Origin of the sequence: Puniceibacterium sp. IMCC21224, from assembly GCF_001038505.1 — a bacterium.
Taxonomy (GTDB): domain Bacteria; phylum Pseudomonadota; class Alphaproteobacteria; order Rhodobacterales; family Rhodobacteraceae; genus Puniceibacterium.
On sequence record NZ_LDPY01000001.1, the window covers coordinates 822501 to 842986 of the forward strand.

Sequence of the window (20486 nt, forward strand, 5' to 3'; positions counted from 1 at the left end):
GCCGATTGTGGTGAAGAACTGCTTAAGCCCGCAGGGCTGGGAATCCTTGCGCGCATGCCCCCCACCGTGCAACCATCCGGTGTGCCGACGAGGGAGAGTTTTATGCGCCGTCTTGTGATTGCAGCCGTGAGTCTGATGATCGGTATTCTGCCTGCCGTGGCACAACAAAGCGTTCCCGACCGGCGGATTGTTGTGACCCGGAACGTGGATTTTTACGGTGCCGACCTGCAATCCCTGTTCGACACGACGCTGGATGCCTGCCAGCGCGTCTGCCTGAGCGACACGGCCTGTCAGGCGTTCACATTCAACAGCCGTTCCAACGCTTGTTTTCCGAAAAGCACCATCAGCGACCGCAAACCCTATGATGGTGCGGTATCGGCGCAGGTCTACGCGACCGACCGCGATGTTCTGGCGCAGAGTGTCGGACGCGCTGCTGATCTCAGATTTCTGCGCGACTCGGATCGTGGTGCCGCCCTGACCGAGGCGCAGGCGCTGGGGGCGCGCCACGCCGGGGGCGAATGGGATGTCGCAGCGCTGTTGCAGGCGGCTGGTGACAGTCGGGCGGCGGGCGAGCTGCGTTCGGCGCTGAACTGGACCGGCGCGGCGCTGGCCCAGTCGGATGCGGCGGACCAATGGGTGGAGTATGCCCGCTTGTCCGCCGACTATGGCGCGACCCTGCGCGGCAGTGATCAACGCAACCTGCGCAACCGCGCCTTGTTGGCGGCGGTAAACGGCTATCTGCGCGCGCCGTCTGCGCCGGTGCAGATCAACGCCCTGATCGAAATGGCGCGCGCGCTGGAAACGTTGAACCGGGGCCGCGACATGATCCCGGCTTTGCGTCTGGCCGAAACGCTGGGGGACCGGGGCGATGTGACGACGCTGCTGGACGATGCAATCGGGAAATATGGGTTCCGCATTGTCGAGACGTCCGTGGACTCTGACAGCGCCACACCACGGATTTGTGCTGAATTTTCCGAACCGCTGATCCGCGCGGGTCAGGATTATACGCCCTTCGTGCGCTTGCCCGATGCCCGCCTTGTGGTGCAATCGGATGAACGGCAGATCTGCATTTCAGGGGTTGAACATGGCGAACGTTACAGTCTGACCTTCCGCGCCGGGCTGCCATCGGCCGACGGCGAGGAGTTGGTGCGAGACGTGCCGCTTAGCCTCTATGTTCGTGACCGCGCGCCCTCGGTCCGCTTTCCCGGTCGGGCTTATGTACTGCCACGCAGCGCTGATGCGGGACTTCCGGTTGAGACGGTGAACCTGTCGGAACTGGACCTGAGCCTGTCGCGCATCAGTGACCGCAACCTGCTGCGCACGATGCAGGACAGTTATTTTGGCCGCCCCCTGTCGCAGTACCAACAGGACTATTTCCAGTCCGACATGGCCGAGGAGATATGGACCGGCACCGGCGAGGTCGAACAAAGCCTCAATGCCGATGTCCTGACGCGTCTGCCGCTGGGTGACGTCGTGGGGGATCTGCCTGCGGGTATCTATGCGCTGACGGCGCGGGTTCCGGGTGCCGATCCCTATGACGATCCGGGAGCGACGCAATGGTTCATCCTGTCGGACATCGGCATCACCACCTTGTCAGGCACTGACGGGTTGCACGTTTTTGTCCGCGCGCTCTCGGACGCCAGTGCCATGCCCGATCTGACCGTCACGTTGTTGTCGCGCGCCAACCGGGTGCTGGCCACCGCCACCACTGACGCGCAGGGACAGGCCAGCTTTGCCCCTGGGCTTGCTCGTGGCACGGGCGGTGCAGCGCCCGCGTTGGTCACTGTCGAGCGTGGGACCGAAGATATCGCGTTTCTCTCGCTGACTGATCCGGCCTTTGACCTCTCGGATCGGGGTGTCGAGGGGCGCGAACCGGCAGGGCCACTTGACGCCTTCCTCGCCACCGATCGCGGCGCGTATCGGGCGGGTGAGGTGATCCACGCCACTGCTCTGATCCGCGACGCCGATGTGCAGGCGGTGGACGGCCTGCCCGTCACGGCAATCCTGACCCGCCCGGACGGGGTTGAGCACAGCCGTACCTTATCTGCGACAGCTCTTGCCGGTGGTCACACCTTTGATTTGCCGCTGGCGCCGTCGGTGCCACGTGGGACATGGCGGCTCGCGCTCTATGGCGATACTCAGGCACCGCCACTGACCACGCAGACCCTGCTGGTCGAGGATTTTGTGCCGGAGCGCATCGACTTTGCGCTGACGCTGCCTGACGCACCGATTCAACCCGCCAATCCGCCTTTGCTCGACATCTCTGCGCGATATCTCTTTGGGGCGCCGGGCGCGGATCTGCCGATTGAGGGCACCCTGCGCCTGTCGCCGCGCACCACGCTGCCCGCCGCGCCCGGCTATCAGTTTGGTCGCCACGATGCCGCGCCTGACAGCCAGACCCGCGCGCTGTCGTCGGATCTGCGCACCGATGCCGCTGGTGCGACCAGCATCGCCCTGCCGCTGCCGCAACCTGAGGATCGCGGCCGCCCCTATGACGCCACCGTTACTGTGCGCATCGCCGAAGGGTCTGGCCGTCCGGTCGAACGCAGTGTGACCCGCCCCGTCGCCCCCGCTGGTCCGATGATCGGCATCCGCCCGCTGTTCGACGGCGCGGTGAGTGAGGGGACAGAGGCGCAGTTCGCGCTGCAGGCGCTGGGCGCGGATCTGATCCCGACTCCGATGGACGTGAAATGGACCCTCAACCGGGTGTCGACCCGGTACCAGTGGTATCAGCTATATGGCAACTGGGATTGGGAACCGGTGACCACCCGCAGTCAGATCGCGACTGGGCAGGCAATGCTGGGCGCTGACCCCGTGCAGATCGGCCAGACCGTCGGCTGGGGCCAGTACGAACTGGTGGTCGAACGTCTGGGTGGCGACTATACCGTGTCTTCGGTCGGGTTCGATGCCGGTTGGTATGCGCCCGCCGATGCCTCTGCCACACCTGACACGCTTGAGTTGTCGCTCGACAAGCCCGGCTACCGCCCGGGCGATACCGCGCAATTGCGGATTGTGCCGCGCTATACGGGCACGGCGCTGGTGTCGGTGTTGTCGAACCACGTGATAGCGATGCAGGCCGTTGCCGTGACCGAGGGTGAGAACCTGATTGACCTGCCTGTCACCGACGAATGGGGGACAGGTGCCTATGTCACTGCGCAGGTTATCCGGCCTATGAATGTGGCTGCGGATCAGAACCCCGCGCGCGCGCTGGGCCTGACCCATGCCAATATCGACCCCGGTGCCAAAGCCCTGTCGGTCAGCTTTGAAGCCCCCGACGAGTCCGCGCCGCGCGGACAGCTTCGCGCCACTGTGCAGGTGGATGGTGTTGCTGAAGGTGAGACCGCCTATGTCACCGTCGCCGCAGTTGATCTGGGAATCCTGAACCTTACCGGGTTCAACAGTCCCGACCCGTCGCAGCACTACTTTGGCCAGCGGCGACTGGGGGTCGAGATTCGCGATATCTATGGCCGCCTCATCGACGGTATGAACGGCGCGATGGGGCAGATCCGCTCGGGTGGGGATGCCGACGCCGGAATGCGGCTGCAAAGCCCGCCCCCGACCGAGGAACTGGTGGCGTTCTTCTCTGGCCCGGTCACTGTCGAAGCGTCGGGGCGGACCGAGGTCAGTTTTGACATCCCCGATTTTAACGGCACTGTGCGGCTGATGGCTGTGGCGTGGTCACCAACTGGGGTCGGGCAGGCGCAGGCGGACGTGCTGGTGCGTGATCCGGTTGTGGTCACTGCCGCGCTGCCACGGTTCCTTGCTCCGGGGGATGAAACACGGGTGCTGCTTGAGGTGGTCCATGCCAAGGGGCCTTCGGGGCGTATGGCTCTCGACCTGACCGCATCGGGTGTGATGCTGGATAGCACGGCGATCCCCGCCACTCTGGACCTGACGGATCAAGGCAAGGCCCGGATCATCGTGCCGCTGCGCGCGGATGAGATCGGCGATCACAGTATCACGGTGGCGCTGACCACACCGGACGGCATCCGGCTGACCAAGAAACTGACGATCGGGGTGCGCGCCAACGATCCTGCTGTCGCGACAACGCGCCGCTTTGCATTGGCACCGGGGCAGACCTTCACCCTTGATGCAAACGTGTTCGACGGGCTGCGTACCGATACCGCCACGGCATTGCTGTCTGCCGGGCCGCTGGCGCAGTTCGATGCGCCGGGGTTGCTGGCCGCACTTGACCGCTATCCCTACGGCTGTACTGAACAGGTGACATCGCAGGCTCTGCCGCTGCTGACCCTGTCGTCGGTCGCCGAGGCGCTGGGTCTGGGCAATCAGGCGCAGATGCAGACCCGGATTGATCAGGCGATTACCCGCATCCTGACCCGTCAGAGCAGCAACGGCGCCTTTGGCCTGTGGCGTGCGGATTCGGGGGACTTCTGGCTTGATGCCTATGTGTCGGACTTCCTCAGCCGGGCGCGCAGCGCTGGGCATCCGGTGCCGGATATCGCGTTTCGTGCCGCGATGGACAACCTGCGCAACCGCATCGCCTATGCGCCGGATTTTGACGGCGATAGCAACGATGGCGGCACAGATATCGCCTATGCGCTGATGGTGCTGGCGCGCGAAGGGCAGGCGGCCATGGGCGACCTGCGCTACTATGCCGACGAAAAGGCCGATGCCTTTGGCACCCCGCTGGCACTGGCGCAGATGGGCGCCGCATTGGCAAGTTATGGCGATCAGACCCGCGCGGACCGGCTTTTTTCCAGTGCTGCATCCCGGCTCGCTGACACCGCCACGACCGAGCCGCAGATCTGGCGCACCGACTATGGCACCACGCTGCGTGACGCCGCCGGTGTCCTGTCGCTCGCCGTTGAGGCTGGCAGCACAGCCATTGATCGCGCGGCGCTGATCACGCGGATAAGCAGTGCGACCGCTGACAGAATGTCGACCCAGGAACAGGCGTGGTCACTGCGTGCGGCCCATGCGCTGGTGCAGGACCCATCAGTGTCGGGTTTGACGGTTGACGGCGCGCCGGTCACTGGCCCGTTCATCCGGCGGCTGGAGGGATCGGCGTTGATCCCCCAAACCATCAGCAACTCATCGAGCGCGCCGACGGACATCACACTCACCACGCTCGGTGTGCCGTCGGTTCCGGCCCCGGCGGGCGGCTATGGCTATGCGATACGGCGCGAGTATTTTACCATGGAGGGCGCCCCGCAATCTGGCCCCGTGCGCGCAGGCGACCGCCTTGTCACCGTTTTGACCGTCAGTCCGGCCAATGACGGCGGTGCGCGGCTGATGGTGGACGATCCGCTGCCTGCGGGGTTCGAGATCGACAACCCCAACCTGCTACGATCGGGCGATATCCGTGCGCTCGACTGGCTTGACCCGGCCGAGACAACCTATGCCGAGTTCCGCACCGACCGTTTCCTTGCCGCCATCGACCAGCGCGGGTCCGAGCCGCTGCAACTGGCCTATATCGTGCGCGCCATATCGCCGGGATCGTTCCATCATCCCGCCGCCTCGGTCGAGGATATGTACCGTCCCGCCTACCGCGCCCGCACGCAAACCGGCCAAATGGATATCGCGGAATGACCGGGACACCCATTGCGTCGTTGCACTGGCGCGCGCTTGATCGCGAAGGCGAGGATACCTGCCGTCTTGTGCGGTTGGATGCGGGATGGATGCTGATCGGCCACGCTCGGTTCCGCGACGGGCCAAACTTTGCTGCGCTGGATTATGTGATCCGCTGCGGGCTGGACTGGCTTACCTCAAGTGCGGATATCACCGGCACATTTGCCGACGCGTCCGTGTCGCTGCGCATTCTGCGATCCGGACTGCACTGGACGCTGAATGGCGCACCTCAGCCAGATGTTCAGGGGGCGACTGATATCGACCTTGGCTTTACCCCGGCGACCAATCTGATGCCGCTGCGTCGCCTGCCCGAAATTGGACGCATTGCGACCCGCGCTGCGTGGTTGCGCGGCACCGATGCGGCGCTGTCACCGCTGGATCAGACCTATACCCGGGCGCGCGGAGGGCTCGTCGAGTATAGTGCCGAACAGACCAACTATGCCACCCAACTGGTGGTGAACCCGCAAGGCTTTGTCACCCGCTACCCCGGTCTTTGGGAGGTGTCCAATGACCGATGACACAGATCCGGACCGATGCGCGCTGATCGTCTGATTTGTGCCCTCGTCCTCGGCCTCTGGGCGGGGGCGCTGGGTAGGGATGCTGCTGATCAGTGGATCGACGCCACGGTGTTGCCCACGTTGATCCACGCCACTTCTGCCGAGGTGCGCGACCGCAATGGCACGCTGCTGCGGGCCTATACCGTGGATGACGGGCGCTGGCGCATGGCGTTGTCGCTGGATCGCGTTGATCCGCTGTTTGTTCGGATGCTGCTGGCGTTTGAGGACAGGCGCTTTGCCAGCCATTCCGGTGTTGATCCCCGCGCCATGCTGCGCGCCACCGCTCAGGCGCTCTGGCATGGGCGCATCGTTTCTGGTGGGTCGACCCTGACCATGCAGGTTGCGCGATTGCTGGAATCTTCAGGTACCGGCGCGTGGGCGGGCAAGCTGCGCCAGATCCGTCTGGCCCTCGCGATCGAGAGGCATCTTTCCAAGGACGCGATCCTGTCGCTCTATCTGCATCTCGCCCCCTATGGGGGCAATGTCGAAGGGCTGCGCGCCGCCACCCTGACGTGGTTTGGCAAAGAACCGCGTCACCTGACCCCGGCCGAGGCCGCGTTGCTTGTCGCGTTGCCGCAATCGCCCGAGGCGCGTCGCCCTGACCGGCATCCCAACCGCGCCCGCACCGCCCGCGATAGGGTGCTCGCTCGTATGGTGCGGGCTGGTGTCCTGAACGCTGACGCCGCACAGGCAGCCACCCGTGATCCCGCACCCAAGGCCCGCCGTCCGATGCCGATGCTGGCGCCGCATCTGTCGGATCTGGTGGTGGCCACAGCCGGGGGCCGTCACGATCTGACGCTGGACGGGGATCTGCAACAGCGGCTGGAAACGCTGGCTGCGCGGCACATGACCGGGCGCGACCCGGCTCTTTCTCTGGCCATCGTGGTGGCGGATCACCGCACCGGCGAGGTGCTCGCCTCGGTAGGATCGCCCGCCTATGACAACGGCGACGGGCAGGGATTTGTCGACATGACCCGCGCCCTGCGGTCCCCCGGTTCGACGCTGAAACCGCTGGTCTATGGCCTTGCCTTTGATCGTGGGCTTGCCCATCCTGAAACGCTGATCCGTGATACGCCGGTGCAGTTCAAAGGCTACGCGCCGCAGAATTTCGACGGCACATTCATGGGCGAGATGCGGGTATCTGAGGCGCTTCAGACCTCGCGGAATATCCCGGTGGTCCGGCTGACGCAGGCGCTGGGTCCGGCGCATGTGCTTGACGCGCTGCGCCGGGCGAGGACGGAGCCGGTGCTGCCCGCAGGGGCTCCGGGGTTGGCGATCAGCCTGGGGGGGCTGGGGGTGACGCTCACCGATCTGGTGTCGCTGTATGCGATGCTGGCGCAGGGTGGCGCCGCAACGCCGCTGCACTGGTTGTCGGACTCTGGGGGGGCGCCGCGCGATCAGGTCCTTAGCCCGCGCGCGGCTTGGCAGGTGGGTCATATCCTTGCCGGGATTACCCCGCCGCCCGCCTCTGGCCCGCGCGGGCGTGTGGCGTTCAAGACTGGCACCTCATATGGGCACCGCGATACCTGGGCGATTGGTTTTGACGGTGCCTACGTAGTGGGTGTTTGGATGGGGCGGCCTGATGGTACGCCGGTGCCGGGCGCTTTTGGCGGCGACGTCGCCGCGCCACTGCTGTTCGAGGTGCTGGGGCGCACCCGCGCGGACCCGGTCCCTTTGCCGCCGCCGCCGCCCGATACACTGATGGTGTCCAACGCTGCGCTGCCGCTGCCATTGCAACGGTTTCGCGAAAACGGTGAAAATGATGTGCCTACACTTGATCTGCGATTCCCGCCAGAAGGCGCCCGGCTGGCGCTGGAGGACGGTGCTGTGCCGATCAAGCTGCGCGGCGGGACCCCCCCCTATTCGGTATTGGCCAATGGTGCGCTCGTGGCCAGCGGGATACAGCGACCGGATTTCTTGGTGCCCCTTGCTGGGGCCGGGTTCGCAACGTTGTCAGTGATTGATGCCACAGGGGCCTCGGGCCGGGTGTCGATTGAGGTGCGTTAGCCACGCGCTTGGGTCTGGGCGGGGTGCATGCCGGGAATCTATTGATTGCATTAACCTGTTGCTAACCAAGCAGGCGCAGCTTTGTGGGATGACACAACCGTTCCAGTTCTCTGATTCTCAGGCCGCACTGTTTGCCCCGGATGAGGCACAGGTTGTCCCTGTACCGGCGGGGGCGGCGCCGTCTTATATCCGCGATCACCGGGCACGCCTGCGGGAACGGTTTATGATTGGCGGGGCTGACGCTCTGCCCGATTACGAGCTGCTGGAACTGGTGCTGTTTCGGGCGATCCCGCGACGCGACGTGAAACCTCTGGCGCGGCAGCTGATTGAAACCTTTGGGGACTTTAACAGGGTGCTGTCTGCCTCGGCACAGCGTCTGCTGCAGGTTCCGGGTGTCGGAGACGCGGTTGTTGGGGAGCTCAAGATTATCGAGGCGGCGGCGCATCGTCTGTCGCGCAGTCGGGTGTTGCAACGCCATGTGGTCAGCAGTTGGGACGCGCTGATCGACTATTGCCACACCTGCATGGCGCATCGCGAAACGGAACAGTTCCGCATCCTCTACCTTGATCGCAAGAACGTGCTGATCGCGGACGAGGCGCAGGCCCAGGGCACGGTGGATCACGTCCCCGTCTACCCGCGCGAGGTTGTGAAGCGCGCGCTTGAGCTGAATGCCAGCGCGTTTATCCTTGTCCATAATCACCCGTCCGGAGACCCGACGCCATCATCTGCCGACATCGAGATGACTGGGCAGATTCAGGCAGCTGCCACGGCGCTGGACATCACGCTGCATGACCATTTGGTCATCGGAAAATCCCGCGAACTCAGCTTTCGCGCTGAGGGATTGTTGTAACCACTGCGGAACTGGCGGTCAGCGCAACCACACCTCAACGCGGCGGTTGACCTGTCGCCCCCAATCTGTGTCATCGCAGGCCATTGGCATCGCTTCGCCAAAGGCTTCGATATTCAGGTTTACGGCGTCGAAATCCGCGGTCTCTGCGGCAATCTGCACCGCGGTACGCACGGTATCGGCACGCTTGCGGGCAATTTCCAAGTTGGCATCGGCTGGCCCTTCGCCGTCGGAAAACCCGACAAAGACGATGCGATGGGCGTCATAGACTCCATCCTCGAGCGCGCGGGCAAGCTGCTGCACGTTGGATCGGGACTGCGCGTCAAGCCGGGCCGACCCTGTTTCGAACCGAAATGACGTGGTCAGTCGTCGCATCGGCCCAAGCACATTAACCATGCGTTTCAGCTCTGTCAGACCAGAGATGCCATCTGCGGTGCGTATTGCATTGGTCAGCCGGTCACCTTGCAGGTCCAGCGGCACCACTTCTGGTGACTGATCTACAAACCCGGCGCGCCGGATCACGATCTGTGCAGGGCCGCTACGGGTGAAACTAAGAAAATCGCGGGCTAGCTTTGGCAGGCGCCGCGCCGGGATGTACAGAAACATCGGCGCGGTGAGGGGATAATCCTCGGTCTTGATGTTGCGCCGGGTGCTGCGCAGATCAAAGCCGCATTGCCCCGTCAGGATCAGCGGTTTGCTGTTGCCAAGCTCGGAAAAGCTTGCGAATCCAATGCCAAAGGGGTCATCCGAGACGGCCTTGGCCAGCGCCGCATTGCTGGTGTGACGCATCACGTCGTCACGCAGGTCACCCCGTCCGCTGTGCAGCAGCCGATCCTCGACGCCCTGGCTTAGACCCGAGCGGGCGTTGCGCAAATGCAGCACCACCGGGGCGTCCGGGCCACCCAGATCGCGCCAGTTGCGTAGCGTGCCGTCAACGACACGGGTCAGATCGTCAAGCGTCAGCGATTCAATTGGGTTGCCCGCAGCCACCACCGGCACCAGCGCATCCAGTGCCAGCACCCGGCTGCGGTTGTCTCCCAGAAGATTGCCCAATCCTGCATCGCGGGCCAACCTGACTTCTGAGGGGCGGATCTCGCGTACGGCCATAACGATATCGGCTTCGTCCGCCAGCAGATCGGCGAAACCTTCGTCGGTATTGGTCACGCGAAAACTGAAGCGGCCGACCAGCGTGTCGGTTGCCGGATCGCGCAACAGATAGGTGAACCGCTCGGCGTCCTGGGTTTCGCGCTGGGCGGTCAGGTTGTTGCGCAGCGCGAACCCCCCGACCAATGCTGGCATCAGGATCGCGCCGGCGCTGTCCGAGCCTGAGATAGTGAGTTCAGCCACATAATTGGTAAGGGATGGACAGCCCGGCCCCTCGCAGAGCACCCCCGAGCCATCAACGGTCAATTCGCCATATTGTGTCGCGACGCGGTAGAAATCGCCATCAAAGCCCAGCAACGTGCCGGTCAGTTCAATCGCGCCATCGGGAGAGCGAAGGGTGACATCCTGCGCCAAGGCGGGTGAGCCCCCTCCCCACAGGAAAAGTGCGGCGAAAACCGCCGCACATATATATCGCATGAAAGACCCCGCCCGCGTAGACCTCAGTTGGCGGCGATAGTCAGGTCTTCGAGCAGGTTTTTCAACAGCAGAAAGTCGCCCGCAGTGTCGCAGTCTGGCATCGACAGCGTCAGGTCACGTACCCGAAGGCTGTCACCGGTGTGCAGTTCTAGGGTCTGGGCCTCGACGTCGGACATACAGTTGGCCTGTGTGACTTCGGCCTCGACGCTCAGGCTGATGGTGCCATGGTCGCGGGCGGTGCCGGCCGGAAAGCTGTAGACTTCGGCGATGAGGGCGTCGGGTGCGGTATCCTGACCTAGATGGGTCAGAAAACCGCTTTCACCTTTGATTGTGCGCGAAATGTCACCGGCGGAAGCCTGCCAGATGTGGCCTTGGGTAAAATAGTCGGCTCCGAATTCGCGGGCATGCAGTTGCAGACCGGTGTTGCCCTTCCATTGGACCGCAACGCGGTCGTAGAACGGTAGAGACGGAACCGAGGCGCTGGCAACCGCCCCATCGCCATTGCCAAAGGCAGCGATGAACATTGCCTCTTCGGCCAGCGCGGGTACATCGACCGCGAGCGTACCGTCAGGCTGCATCACCTGGGTAAACATCAGGCCATTGTGGTGTAGTGTGACACGTTCGCCGCCGTGGCATGAGGCGGAAATAAACAACGCGACCATGGCACCCGCCGCGGGATCGGCGCGCATAGTCGACTCACATCCAAGCTCGGTTGCCATGTCGCCTTGCGGCGAGGCAGTATCGAGGGCATCGTTTATCGAGGTCGCGGCCAGTTTGATCAGCCCGCTTTGCATCAACGGTTGCGTCGACAAGTCAGAGGTTACTGCGCTCGACATCGGGACGATCTCGGTGACGGACAGTTCGGGTTCAGCCAAGCTGGCTTCGGTCTGGGGTCCCGATTCGCCAAAGCTCGTGCCGAATTGCATCACATAGCCAATGCCAAGCGCGCACAATAGCGTTCCGAATCCAAGTAGATAGGTCTTTGCGCGCGCCATTGCGGCCTCCCAAACAGAAAGTGTTCAATGGACAGACTGCACCTCAAAGGTGGCGGGCTTGGGGCGCGGGTGTGGAGGAATTCGGACGATTATAGTCAAATTCAGATGAACTGGCGCTGCCGGGCCACCATTGCGGCGGCCCGTATCGACTCAGACGAGCCGCCCGTGGCAGTGCTTGAACTTGTTGCCGGAACCGCAGGGGCAGAGGTCATTGCGACCGGGATCCCCCCAGCTGGCGGGGTCGCCTTCGTCAAAGCCGTTTGCAACCGAACCGTTGTCTGCAGAGCCGTCAACCGCAGTCGGTTCCGCCGCGACAGCAGCAGAGTCTGGGGGGGGAGCGGATTTGGAGAGGCTCAGTTCCATCTGCGCCCGCTGAGCTGCCTGCTGCGCGGCCATCTGTTCGACCAGCGCACGCTGTTCCTCTTCGGTCATCGGACGGATCTGGCCCAGCTTTTGCGTCACGTCGACACGCAGCGAATCCAGCATCGATTCGAACAACTGGAACGATTCGGTCTTGTATTCATTCAGCGGGTCACGTTGGGCATAGCCCCGGAACCCGACGACCGAACGCAGATGTTCCAGCGTCAGCAGGTGTTCGCGCCATTTGCCGTCGATGGTCTGCAACAGAACCTGCTTTTCGATCTGGCGCATGGTGTCGTCGCCAAAGGCCGCAGCCTTTTCGGCCATCTGTTTGTCGGTCGCCTCTTCCAGCCGCTCGCGGATGACGTCGGCATCGACGCCCTCTTCGTCGCCCCAGGCGATAATGGGTGTATCGAGGCCAAGGTTTTCCAGAACCGAAGCATAGAGGCCGCGCGTGTCCCATTGGTCGGCATATGTGCGCGGCGGGATGTGTTGCTTGACCAGGTCCTCGATCACCTGATGGCGCATGTCCTGGGTGATTTCACCCAGATCGTCGGCCTCCATGATCTCGCGGCGCTGGGAGAAGACCACTTTGCGCTGGTCGTTCATCACGTCATCGAATTTCAGCAGCTGCTTGCGGATGTCAAAGTTGCGGCCCTCGACCTTGGCCTGAGCGCGCTCCAGCGATTTGTTCACCCAAGGGTGAATGATTGCCTCGCCCTCTTTCATACCCAGAGACGACAGCACCTTGTCGAGTCGTTCAGAGCCAAAGATGCGCATCAGATCGTCTTCGAGCGACAGGAAGAACGATGATTTGCCCGGATCACCCTGACGGCCAGAGCGGCCGCGCAGCTGGTTGTCGATCCGGCGTGATTCGTGGCGTTCGGTCGCCAGGACAAACAGGCCGCCCGCGTCGATCACTGCCTTTTCGTCAGCGGCGTGACCACCTTCGATCCTCTGGCGGATTTCGTCGGGGTGGGTATCGGGATCGGCTGCAATAGCTTCCAGCACCTTGAGTTCGACGTTGCCGCCAAGTTTGATGTCGGTGCCGCGCCCGGCCATGTTGGTGGCGATGGTGACTGCGCCCAGTTTGCCAGCGTCACCGACAATCTGCGCCTCTTGTTCGTGCTGACGCGCGTTCAGGACGTTGTGTTTCAGCCCGGCTTTGGTCAGCAGCGCCGACAGCATTTCGGATTTTTCGATAGAGGTGGTGCCAACCAGAACCGGCGTGCCAACTTCATGCGCCTTGCGGATATCTTCGACCACGGCGTCGTATTTTTCGCGGGCGGTACGATAGACTTTGTCGTCTTCGTCAACCCGGGCGATGGGGCGGTTTGTCGGCACTTCGACCACGCCAAGACCATAGATTTCGGCGAATTCTTCGGCTTCGGTGGTGGCGGTGCCGGTCATGCCCGACAGCTTGCCATAGAGTCGAAAGTAGTTCTGGAACGTGACCGAGGCCAGCGTGACGTTCTCGGGCTGAATCGCGGCGCCTTCCTTGGCCTCGATCGCCTGATGCAGACCATCTGAGAGGCGGCGACCGGCCATCATCCGGCCGGTGAATTCGTCGATCAACACGACCTCATTGTCGCGGACGATGTAATCTTTGTCTTTCTGGAACAGCTTGTGCGCGCGCAGACCCTGATTGACGTGATGCACCACCGTAGTCGATTCAGGATCATAGAGCGTCTGCCCGTCAGGCAACAGACCGCGCGCGTGTAGCTGTTCTTCGAGAAACTCGTTGCCTTCGTCCGTGTAGGTGACGTTGCGGGTCTTTTCGTCCAGCGTGAAGTGTTCTTCGGTCAGGTCCGGGATCAGCTTGTCGATGGCGACATACAGATCGGACCGGTCCTGTGACGGACCCGAGATGATCAGCGGCGTGCGCGCCTCGTCGATCAAGATGCTGTCAACCTCGTCCACAATCGCAAAATTGTGGTCGCGCTGGTACATCTGCTCAAGTTCGGATTTCATGTTGTCGCGCAGGTAGTCAAAACCGAGTTCGTTGTTCGTGGCATAGGTGATGTCGCTGGCGTAGGCGACTTTCTTCTCGTCCTCGGGCTGGCGGGGGTAGACCACACCAGTCGTCATGCCGAGAAAGCCAAAGACGTTGCCCATCCATTCGGCATCGCGGCGCGCGAGATAGTCGTTGACCGTAACGATGTGCACGCCTTTGCCGGTCAGCGCATTCAGATAGGCTGGAAAGGTTGCGACCAGCGTCTTGCCCTCACCGGTCTTCATCTCGGAAATATTGCCCTGGTGCAGGAAAATGCCGCCCATCAACTGGGTGTCAAAGGCCCGCAGACCCAGCGCCCGCAGCGCGCCTTCGCGGCAATTGGCAAAGGCTTCGGGCAGGATGTGGTCCAGGCTCTCGCCGCCCTCGATGCGTTTCCGGAACTCGTCGGTCTTGGCTCGCAGCCCGGCGTCGTCGAGTTTCTGGAACTCAGGTTCCAGCGCGTTGATCTGTTCGACCAGCGGGCGCGTCGCCTTTACCTTGCGGTCATTCGGGGTTCCGAACACCTTGCGCGCGATTTTTCCGATACCCAGCATGGCCCTACTTTCGTGGTTTGACATCATCGTGTGCGGCATCTGCTTGCCCGCCCCGCACACAGCCCATATGAAACAGGGGAACGACCGGCCCGTAGGCGCCCACAGGGCGATGTAAGGGGCGACCTTAGAACTGTCAACGTCGCCCGCAATTGTGGCGGCAAAGGAAGGACCTACCCGATGTCGAAACTTGCCATGAATCTGTCAGCTGCGGTGATCGCTCTGGTTGTAGCCCTGCCCGTGCAGGCGCAGGATACACCAGATGCCGGAACTGTCGTGGCGACGGTCAACGGGACCGAAATCACCCTGGGCCATATGCTGATGGTGCGTGCTGGTCTGCCCGAGCAATACCAGCAACTGCCCACAGATGTGTTGTGGGATGGAATCATGAACCAACTGGTCCAGCAAGAAGTGCTGAGCCAATCCGACGACGCTAAGGAGACGTTCCGCGTCCGCGTCGCGATCGAGAACGAGCGCCGCGCGCTGCTCGCCTCCGAAGCGCTGGCGGCTCTGGCACAGCAGCCCGTGAGCGATGAGGCCCTGCAGGCCGCCTACGAGGCGAAATATGCGTCGGCTGACATGGGCAAGGAATTCAACGCCTCGCATATTCTGGTCGAAACCGAAGAAGAGGCTGCTGCCCTAGTGGCTGAGCTCGAGGGCGGTGCGGACTTTGCCGAGCTGGCCAAAGAGAAATCCACCGGCCCCTCGGGTCCCAACGGCGGCGAACTGGGTTGGTTTGGCCCCGGCATGATGGTGGCACCGTTTCAGGCCGCAGTCGAAAAGATGGAGATCGGCGCGGTCTCTGCCCCGGTGGAAACCCAGTTCGGCTGGCATGTCATCAAGCTGAACGAGTCCCGCGAAATGGATGCCCCCACGCTTGATTCGGTGAGGGATGAGTTGACCGGAGAAGTGCAGCAGCAGGTGGTGGCCGATCTGATCACGTCGCTGACCGAAGAGGCAACCGTGACGCAGTTGGCCAAGGACGAAATCGATACCAACGTCCTGCAAAACCTCGACCTTCTGGAGAACTGAAACTTGGCCAAGATCACGTCGAAGTCGCCGCTGGCGCCTGACTCATTTCCCGATCTGCCGGTGATCAAGGGCGTTCGGTTCGCTTCAGTTGCGGCGGGTGTGCGATATGCCGGGCGACGCGACGTGATGTTGGTACATCTGGTGCCGGGCTCGACCGTGGCAGGGGTGTTCACGCGCTCGGCGACACGGTCGGCACCGGTATTGGATTGTCAGGCCAAGATCGGCACCGACAGCCCGGATGGCGCGGCGATCATCGTCAATTCGGGCAATTCCAACGCCTTTACCGGACGCAACGGGATCGAAGCGACGCAGGCCGTGACCTCTGCGGTGGCGATGGCCATGGATCTGCCCGAAGGGCGGGTGTTTTCCTCGTCCACCGGCGTGATCGGTGAGCCGCTGCCGCATGGCCGGATCACCGCCAAGATTGACGAACTGGTGGCAGGGCTGGACGCCGATGGTATCAGCGACGCCGCTCAGGCCATCATGACCACCGACACCTTTGCCAAGGGCGCCAGCGCCGATGTCGATCTGCCCGGCGGACGCGTCAGGATCGCGGGTATCGCCAAAGGGTCGGGCATGATCGCGCCGGATATGGCGACGATGCTGGTTTACATCTTCACCGACGCCGCGATACCCCGCGCCGACTTGCAGGCGATGGTCAGTGGCATCAACGACCGCACCTTCAACTGCATCACGGTTGATAGCGATACCTCGACCTCAGACACGTTGCTGATGGGCGCGACCGGTGCTTCGGGCGTTGCAGTGACGAAAAACGACGCCGCATTTTCCGAGGCGTTGCACGGCGTGATGCTGGATCTCGCGCATCAGGTGGTACGCGACGGTGAGGGCGCTACCAAGTTTGTGACAGTCAATGTGCGTAGCGCCGCGTCGGATGTCGATGCCCGTACCCACGCGCTGTCCATAGCCAACTCGCCATTGGTCAAGACGGCACTGGCGGGCGAGGATCCGAACTGGGGTCGGATTGTCATGGCGATTGGAAAATCCGGGGCTGCGGCGGATCGCGATCTGTTGACGATCCGATTCGGTGGCGTCCTGGTTGCCGAGAAAGGTTGGGTTTCGCCCGATTACAGCGAAGCTTTGGGCGCGGCGCATATGAAACAGGCCGATATCACAATCAATGTTGACCTTGGGCTCGGGCAGGGGGCTGCTACAGTGTGGACCTGCGATCTGACCCATGGCTATATCTCGATCAATGCGGATTACCGGTCCTGACCGGGGTTCGCAGTGCTATTGAGGGGCCTGTGATGAAGATTTTGCTTGTCTCAGCAGTCGCCCTGATTGACGTTGACGGACGTATCCTGTTGGCACAGCGCCCCGAGGGTAAGCCGTTGGCCGGACTGTGGGAATTTCCTGGTGGCAAGGTCGAGGCGGGTGAAACACCGGAGGCCGCGCTTATTCGTGAATTGCACGAGGAACTGGGCATCGGCACCTGGCAAAGCTGTCTTGCGCCACTTACCTTTGCCAGCCATTCCTACGACGATTTCCATCTTCTGATGCCGCTGTTTGCCTGTCGCAAATGGGAGGGGATTGTGCAGTCACGCGAGGGTCAGGCGCTGAAATGGGTCCGCGCCAAGGATCTATCGAAATATCCGATGCCACCTGCCGACGTGCCACTGATACCGATTTTGCGCGACTGGCTCTAGGGTCTTGTTATCCGCCAACCCAGGCTATTTCGCCTGATGGTTTAGTATTATCGAATACGACATTCGCGTTTCGCCCGATGAGAATTGCCAAAGGTGGCATCATCCAGCACCTCAACCGCGGTCTTATCCTGTTGTTCGGCCTATGCGTGCTCCACACTCGCTTTACGTCTGCAATCAGCACTTGACTACACGACCGGTGCAAACCGCCGCCTGTCCTCTCTTGGGATCCGCGACGGAATCGGGCCTGTGATCCCACATCTTTCGAAGCAGGCACAGGCGGGCGCCCTTTGACCTTGGCCCTTGCAGATTCGGAACGGGGGGCGTATATGCCCCTCAACAGCGGCGCGTCGGGGTCCAAACCGAATGTTCCACCGGGGATTTTCAACGGGCCGCGCGCCCGTTTTTTTGTGCCCGTTCAAAATCGACAAGATCCACTCAGACCGTCAGAGAACACATGACCGATATGATCGCCAAAGCTGCCATGGACAAACGCCTGGCCGAGATTGTGACCCCCGTCATCGAGGACATGGGCTTCGAACTGGTGCGCATTCGTCTGATGGGCGGCAACACCCCCACCCTTCAAATCATGGCCGAACGTCCGGAAGGCGGGATTGAGGTCGACGAATGCGCCCGTATCTCGACTGCGATCAGCGCGACACTGGATGTCGAAGACCCGATTCTTGACACCTACACTCTCGAAGTGTCGAGCCCCGGCATTGACCGCCCGCTCACCCGGCTCAAGGATTTTGACACCTACGAGGGCTACGAGGCCCGCGTCGAAACCGACGAGCTGATCGAAGGCCGCAAGCGCTGGCGCGGCATTTTGGCGGGAATCGAAGGTGACGAGGTTCTGATCAACGTTGACGAGGGCACTGTGGGCCTGAAATTCGACTGGCTGGCCGAGGCCAAGCTGATCCTGACGGACGACTTGATCCGGGAAATGCTGCGCGCCCGCAAGGCGGCTGGCTTGGAAGACGATAAATTTGACGAGATCGAGGCCGACGACGGCCCTCAGGAGGAGTAAGAGAGATGGCGATTACCTCTGCAAACCAGCTTGAGCTGTTGCAAACCGCCGAGGCCGTGGCGCGTGAAAAGATGATAGACCCCAATCTGGTGGTCGAAGCGATGGAAGAAAGTCTGTCGCGCGCCGCCAAGAGCCGCTACGGGTCGGAAATGGATATCAGGGTCACGATTGACCGCAAGACCGGGCGCGCCGCCTTTACCCGTGTGCGCACCGTGGTCGAGGATGAGCTGCTGGAAAACTACCAGTCCGAGTTCACCGTTCAGCAAGCCAAACAATATATGGCCGACCCCAAGGTGGGTGACGAATTCATCGAAGAGGTGCCGCCCGTCGACATGGGCCGGATCGCGGCGCAATCGGCCAAGCAGGTGATCCTGCAAAAGGTCCGCGAAGCGGAACGCGACCGCCAGTTCGAAGAATTCAAGGATCGCGCCGGCACAATCATCAACGGTCAGGTCAAGCGCGAGGAGTACGGCAACGTCATCGTCGATGTGGGCCGAGGCGAAGCGATTCTGCGTCGCAACGAAAAAATTGGCCGCGAGGCATACCGCCCCGGCGACCGGATCCGCTGCTACATCAAGGATGTGCGCCGCGAGGTCCGTGGACCGCAGATTTTCCTGTCGCGTACTGATCCGCAGTTCATGGCCGAACTGTTCAAGATGGAAGTGCCCGAGATCTACGACAACATCATCGAGATCAAGGCCGTCGCCCGTGACCCTGGGTCGCGCGCCAAGATTGCCGTGATTTCCTATGACAGCTCGATCGACCCCGTCGGTGCCTGCGTCGGTATGCGCGGCTCGCGCGTTCAGGCTGTGGTGAACGAGCTACAGGGCGAAAAGATCGACATCATCCCGTGGAACGAGGATATCCCGACATTTCTGGTGAACGCGCTGCAACCTGCCGAGGTTTCCAAGGTGGTTCTGGACGAAGAAGCCGAGCGTATCGTGGTTGTTGTCCCGGACGAACAACTGTCGCTGGCCATTGGCCGTCGCGGTCAGAACGTCCGCCTCGCGTCGCAGCTGACCGGCCTCGACATCGACATCATGACCGAAGAAGAAGAGAGCAAGCGCCGCCAGAAAGAGTTCGAAGAGCGCACACAGCTCTTTATGGACACGCTGGATCTGGATGAATTCTTTGCTCAGTTGCTGGTCTCGGAGGGGTTCACCAACCTCGAAGAGGTGGCCTATGTCGACCTCGAAGAGCTGCTGGTGATTGATGGGGTGGACGCAGATACCGCCGCAGAATTGCAGACCCGCGCCAAAGAGCAGCTCGAAGAGCTGGCCCGCAAGGCACTGGAACGCGCTCGCGAGATGGGTGTCGAAGACAGCCTGCTTGAATTCGAGGGCCTCACGCCCCAAATGTTCGAAGCGCTGGCCGAAGATGGCATCAAGTCACTCGAAGATTTTGCCACCTGTGCGGATTGGGAACTGGCCGGTGGCTGGACCACCGTCGATGGGCAGCGCCACAAGGACGATGGGCTGCTTGAGAAATTCGACGTCTCACTCGACGAGGCGCAAACACTGGTCATGACCGCACGTGTGATGTTGGGCTGGGTCGATCCGACCGAAGTCGAAGCGGAAGCCGAAGACGAGGAAGAAGACATCCTGGACGACGACGCAGACGATAGCAGCGAAGACGAGGCCTGAACCAGACATGACGCGTGGAGGCCAAACCAAGGATCTGCCCGACGGACCCGAGCGCAAATGTATTGCGACCGGTGAAGTGCAGCCGAAACACGGGCTCATCCGTTTTGTGGTGGGGCCGGAAAATCAGATTGTCCCGGATATCATGGGCAAACTGCCCGGCCGGGGCATCTGGGTCGCCGCCGACAGGGCTGCACTTGACAAAGCGGCACAAAAGGGGCTGTTTGCCCGCGCAGCCCGCCAGCCAGTGACTGTCCCCGATGGGATGGTTGATCAGCTGGAACAAATGCTGGTGCGGCGTGTTGTCGATTTGGTGAGCCTTGCGCGCAAGTCTGGTGCGGCGGTTTCGGGATACGAAAAGGTCAAGGACTGGCTCTCGAAAGAAGAGGCCGAAGTCCTGATCCAGTCCAGCGACGGGTCCGAGCGTGGCAAGTCCAAGCTTAGTACGCCGCATTTTGGCAGTTACATTGGCTGGCTTACCGCGAACGAGCTGGGGTTGGCCTTTGGGCGACAAACTGTGATACACGCGGCGCTTGGCGCTGGTGGACTCACGAAACGTGTTGTAGAGGAAGCCCAACGATTAAAGGGCGTACGCATTGGAGTGTCCAGTGCTGATGTTGGCGGCAGGGGCCGCCCGAGAGGATAA

General features: G+C 62.2%; 13 protein-coding genes. 10 read left to right on the forward strand and 3 right to left on the reverse strand.

Features of this window, described 5'->3' with window-relative positions; translation table 11 throughout:
- Positions 1-102: 102 nt before the first annotated feature.
- From IMCC21224_RS03765 to radC, 4 genes are all read left to right on the forward strand, one after another.
- On the forward strand, positions 103-5550 hold the full coding sequence (locus IMCC21224_RS03765) for an alpha-2-macroglobulin family protein (protein WP_047994211.1): 5448 nt from the start codon (positions 103-105) through the stop codon (positions 5548-5550).
- Positions 5547-6107, forward strand: a complete 561-nt coding sequence (locus IMCC21224_RS03770; protein WP_047994212.1) for a putative glycolipid-binding domain-containing protein — start codon at positions 5547-5549, stop codon at positions 6105-6107. The genes IMCC21224_RS03765 and IMCC21224_RS03770 overlap by 4 nt, the downstream gene beginning before the upstream one ends.
- 15 nt (positions 6108-6122) lie before the next feature.
- A complete protein-coding gene (gene pbpC, locus IMCC21224_RS03775) occupies positions 6123-8153 on the forward strand; it encodes a penicillin-binding protein 1C (RefSeq protein WP_047994213.1) in 2031 nt (676 codons plus the stop codon).
- 88 nt (positions 8154-8241) lie between these two features.
- Entirely contained in the window at positions 8242-9003 is a 762-nt protein-coding gene (radC, locus tag IMCC21224_RS03780) for a DNA repair protein RadC (RefSeq protein ID WP_047994214.1), read from the forward strand.
- A gap of 18 nt (positions 9004-9021) precedes the next feature.
- Here the strand turns inward: radC and IMCC21224_RS03785 are convergent, their stop codons facing one another.
- From IMCC21224_RS03785 to secA, 3 genes are all read right to left on the reverse strand, one after another.
- Complete coding sequence (locus IMCC21224_RS03785) at positions 9022-10581, reverse strand: phosphate ABC transporter substrate-binding/OmpA family protein (protein ID WP_047994215.1); 1560 nt, start codon at positions 10579-10581, stop codon at positions 9022-9024.
- A 23-nt stretch (positions 10582-10604) separates the two neighbouring features.
- The gene (locus tag IMCC21224_RS03790) at positions 10605-11576 is read right to left on the reverse strand and encodes a hypothetical protein (protein WP_047994216.1); all 972 of its coding nucleotides are present in this window, start codon (positions 11574-11576) and stop codon (positions 10605-10607) included.
- 150 nt (positions 11577-11726) lie between these two features.
- On the reverse strand, positions 11727-14483 hold the full coding sequence (secA, locus tag IMCC21224_RS03795) for a preprotein translocase subunit SecA (RefSeq protein WP_047994217.1): 2757 nt from the start codon (positions 14481-14483) through the stop codon (positions 11727-11729).
- Between the two features lie 177 nt (positions 14484-14660).
- On the opposite strand from secA, the gene IMCC21224_RS03800 reads away from it, so the two are divergent.
- The 6 genes from IMCC21224_RS03800 (at position 14661) to IMCC21224_RS03825 (ending at position 20486) form a co-directional block, all read left to right on the forward strand.
- Complete coding sequence (locus tag IMCC21224_RS03800; protein WP_047994218.1) at positions 14661-15512, forward strand: peptidylprolyl isomerase; 852 nt, start codon at positions 14661-14663, stop codon at positions 15510-15512.
- 3 nt (positions 15513-15515) lie between these two features.
- Positions 15516-16745: a bifunctional glutamate N-acetyltransferase/amino-acid acetyltransferase ArgJ gene (argJ, locus tag IMCC21224_RS03805; RefSeq protein ID WP_047994219.1), complete on the forward strand. Its 1230-nt coding sequence runs from the start codon at positions 15516-15518 to the stop codon at positions 16743-16745.
- 32 nt (positions 16746-16777) lie between these two features.
- Positions 16778-17176: a (deoxy)nucleoside triphosphate pyrophosphohydrolase gene (locus IMCC21224_RS03810; RefSeq protein ID WP_047994220.1), complete on the forward strand. Its 399-nt coding sequence runs from the start codon at positions 16778-16780 to the stop codon at positions 17174-17176.
- Between the two features lie 454 nt (positions 17177-17630).
- Positions 17631-18200, forward strand: a complete 570-nt coding sequence (gene rimP, locus IMCC21224_RS03815) for a ribosome maturation factor RimP (RefSeq protein WP_047994221.1) — start codon at positions 17631-17633, stop codon at positions 18198-18200.
- A 5-nt stretch (positions 18201-18205) separates the two neighbouring features.
- Positions 18206-19843 carry a transcription termination factor NusA gene (nusA, locus tag IMCC21224_RS03820; protein ID WP_047994222.1) on the forward strand — a complete coding sequence of 546 codons (1638 nt, stop codon included), beginning with the start codon at positions 18206-18208 and terminating at the stop codon, positions 19841-19843.
- 7 nt (positions 19844-19850) lie between these two features.
- Positions 19851-20486: an RNA-binding protein gene (locus IMCC21224_RS03825; RefSeq protein WP_047994223.1), complete on the forward strand. Its 636-nt coding sequence runs from the start codon at positions 19851-19853 to the stop codon at positions 20484-20486.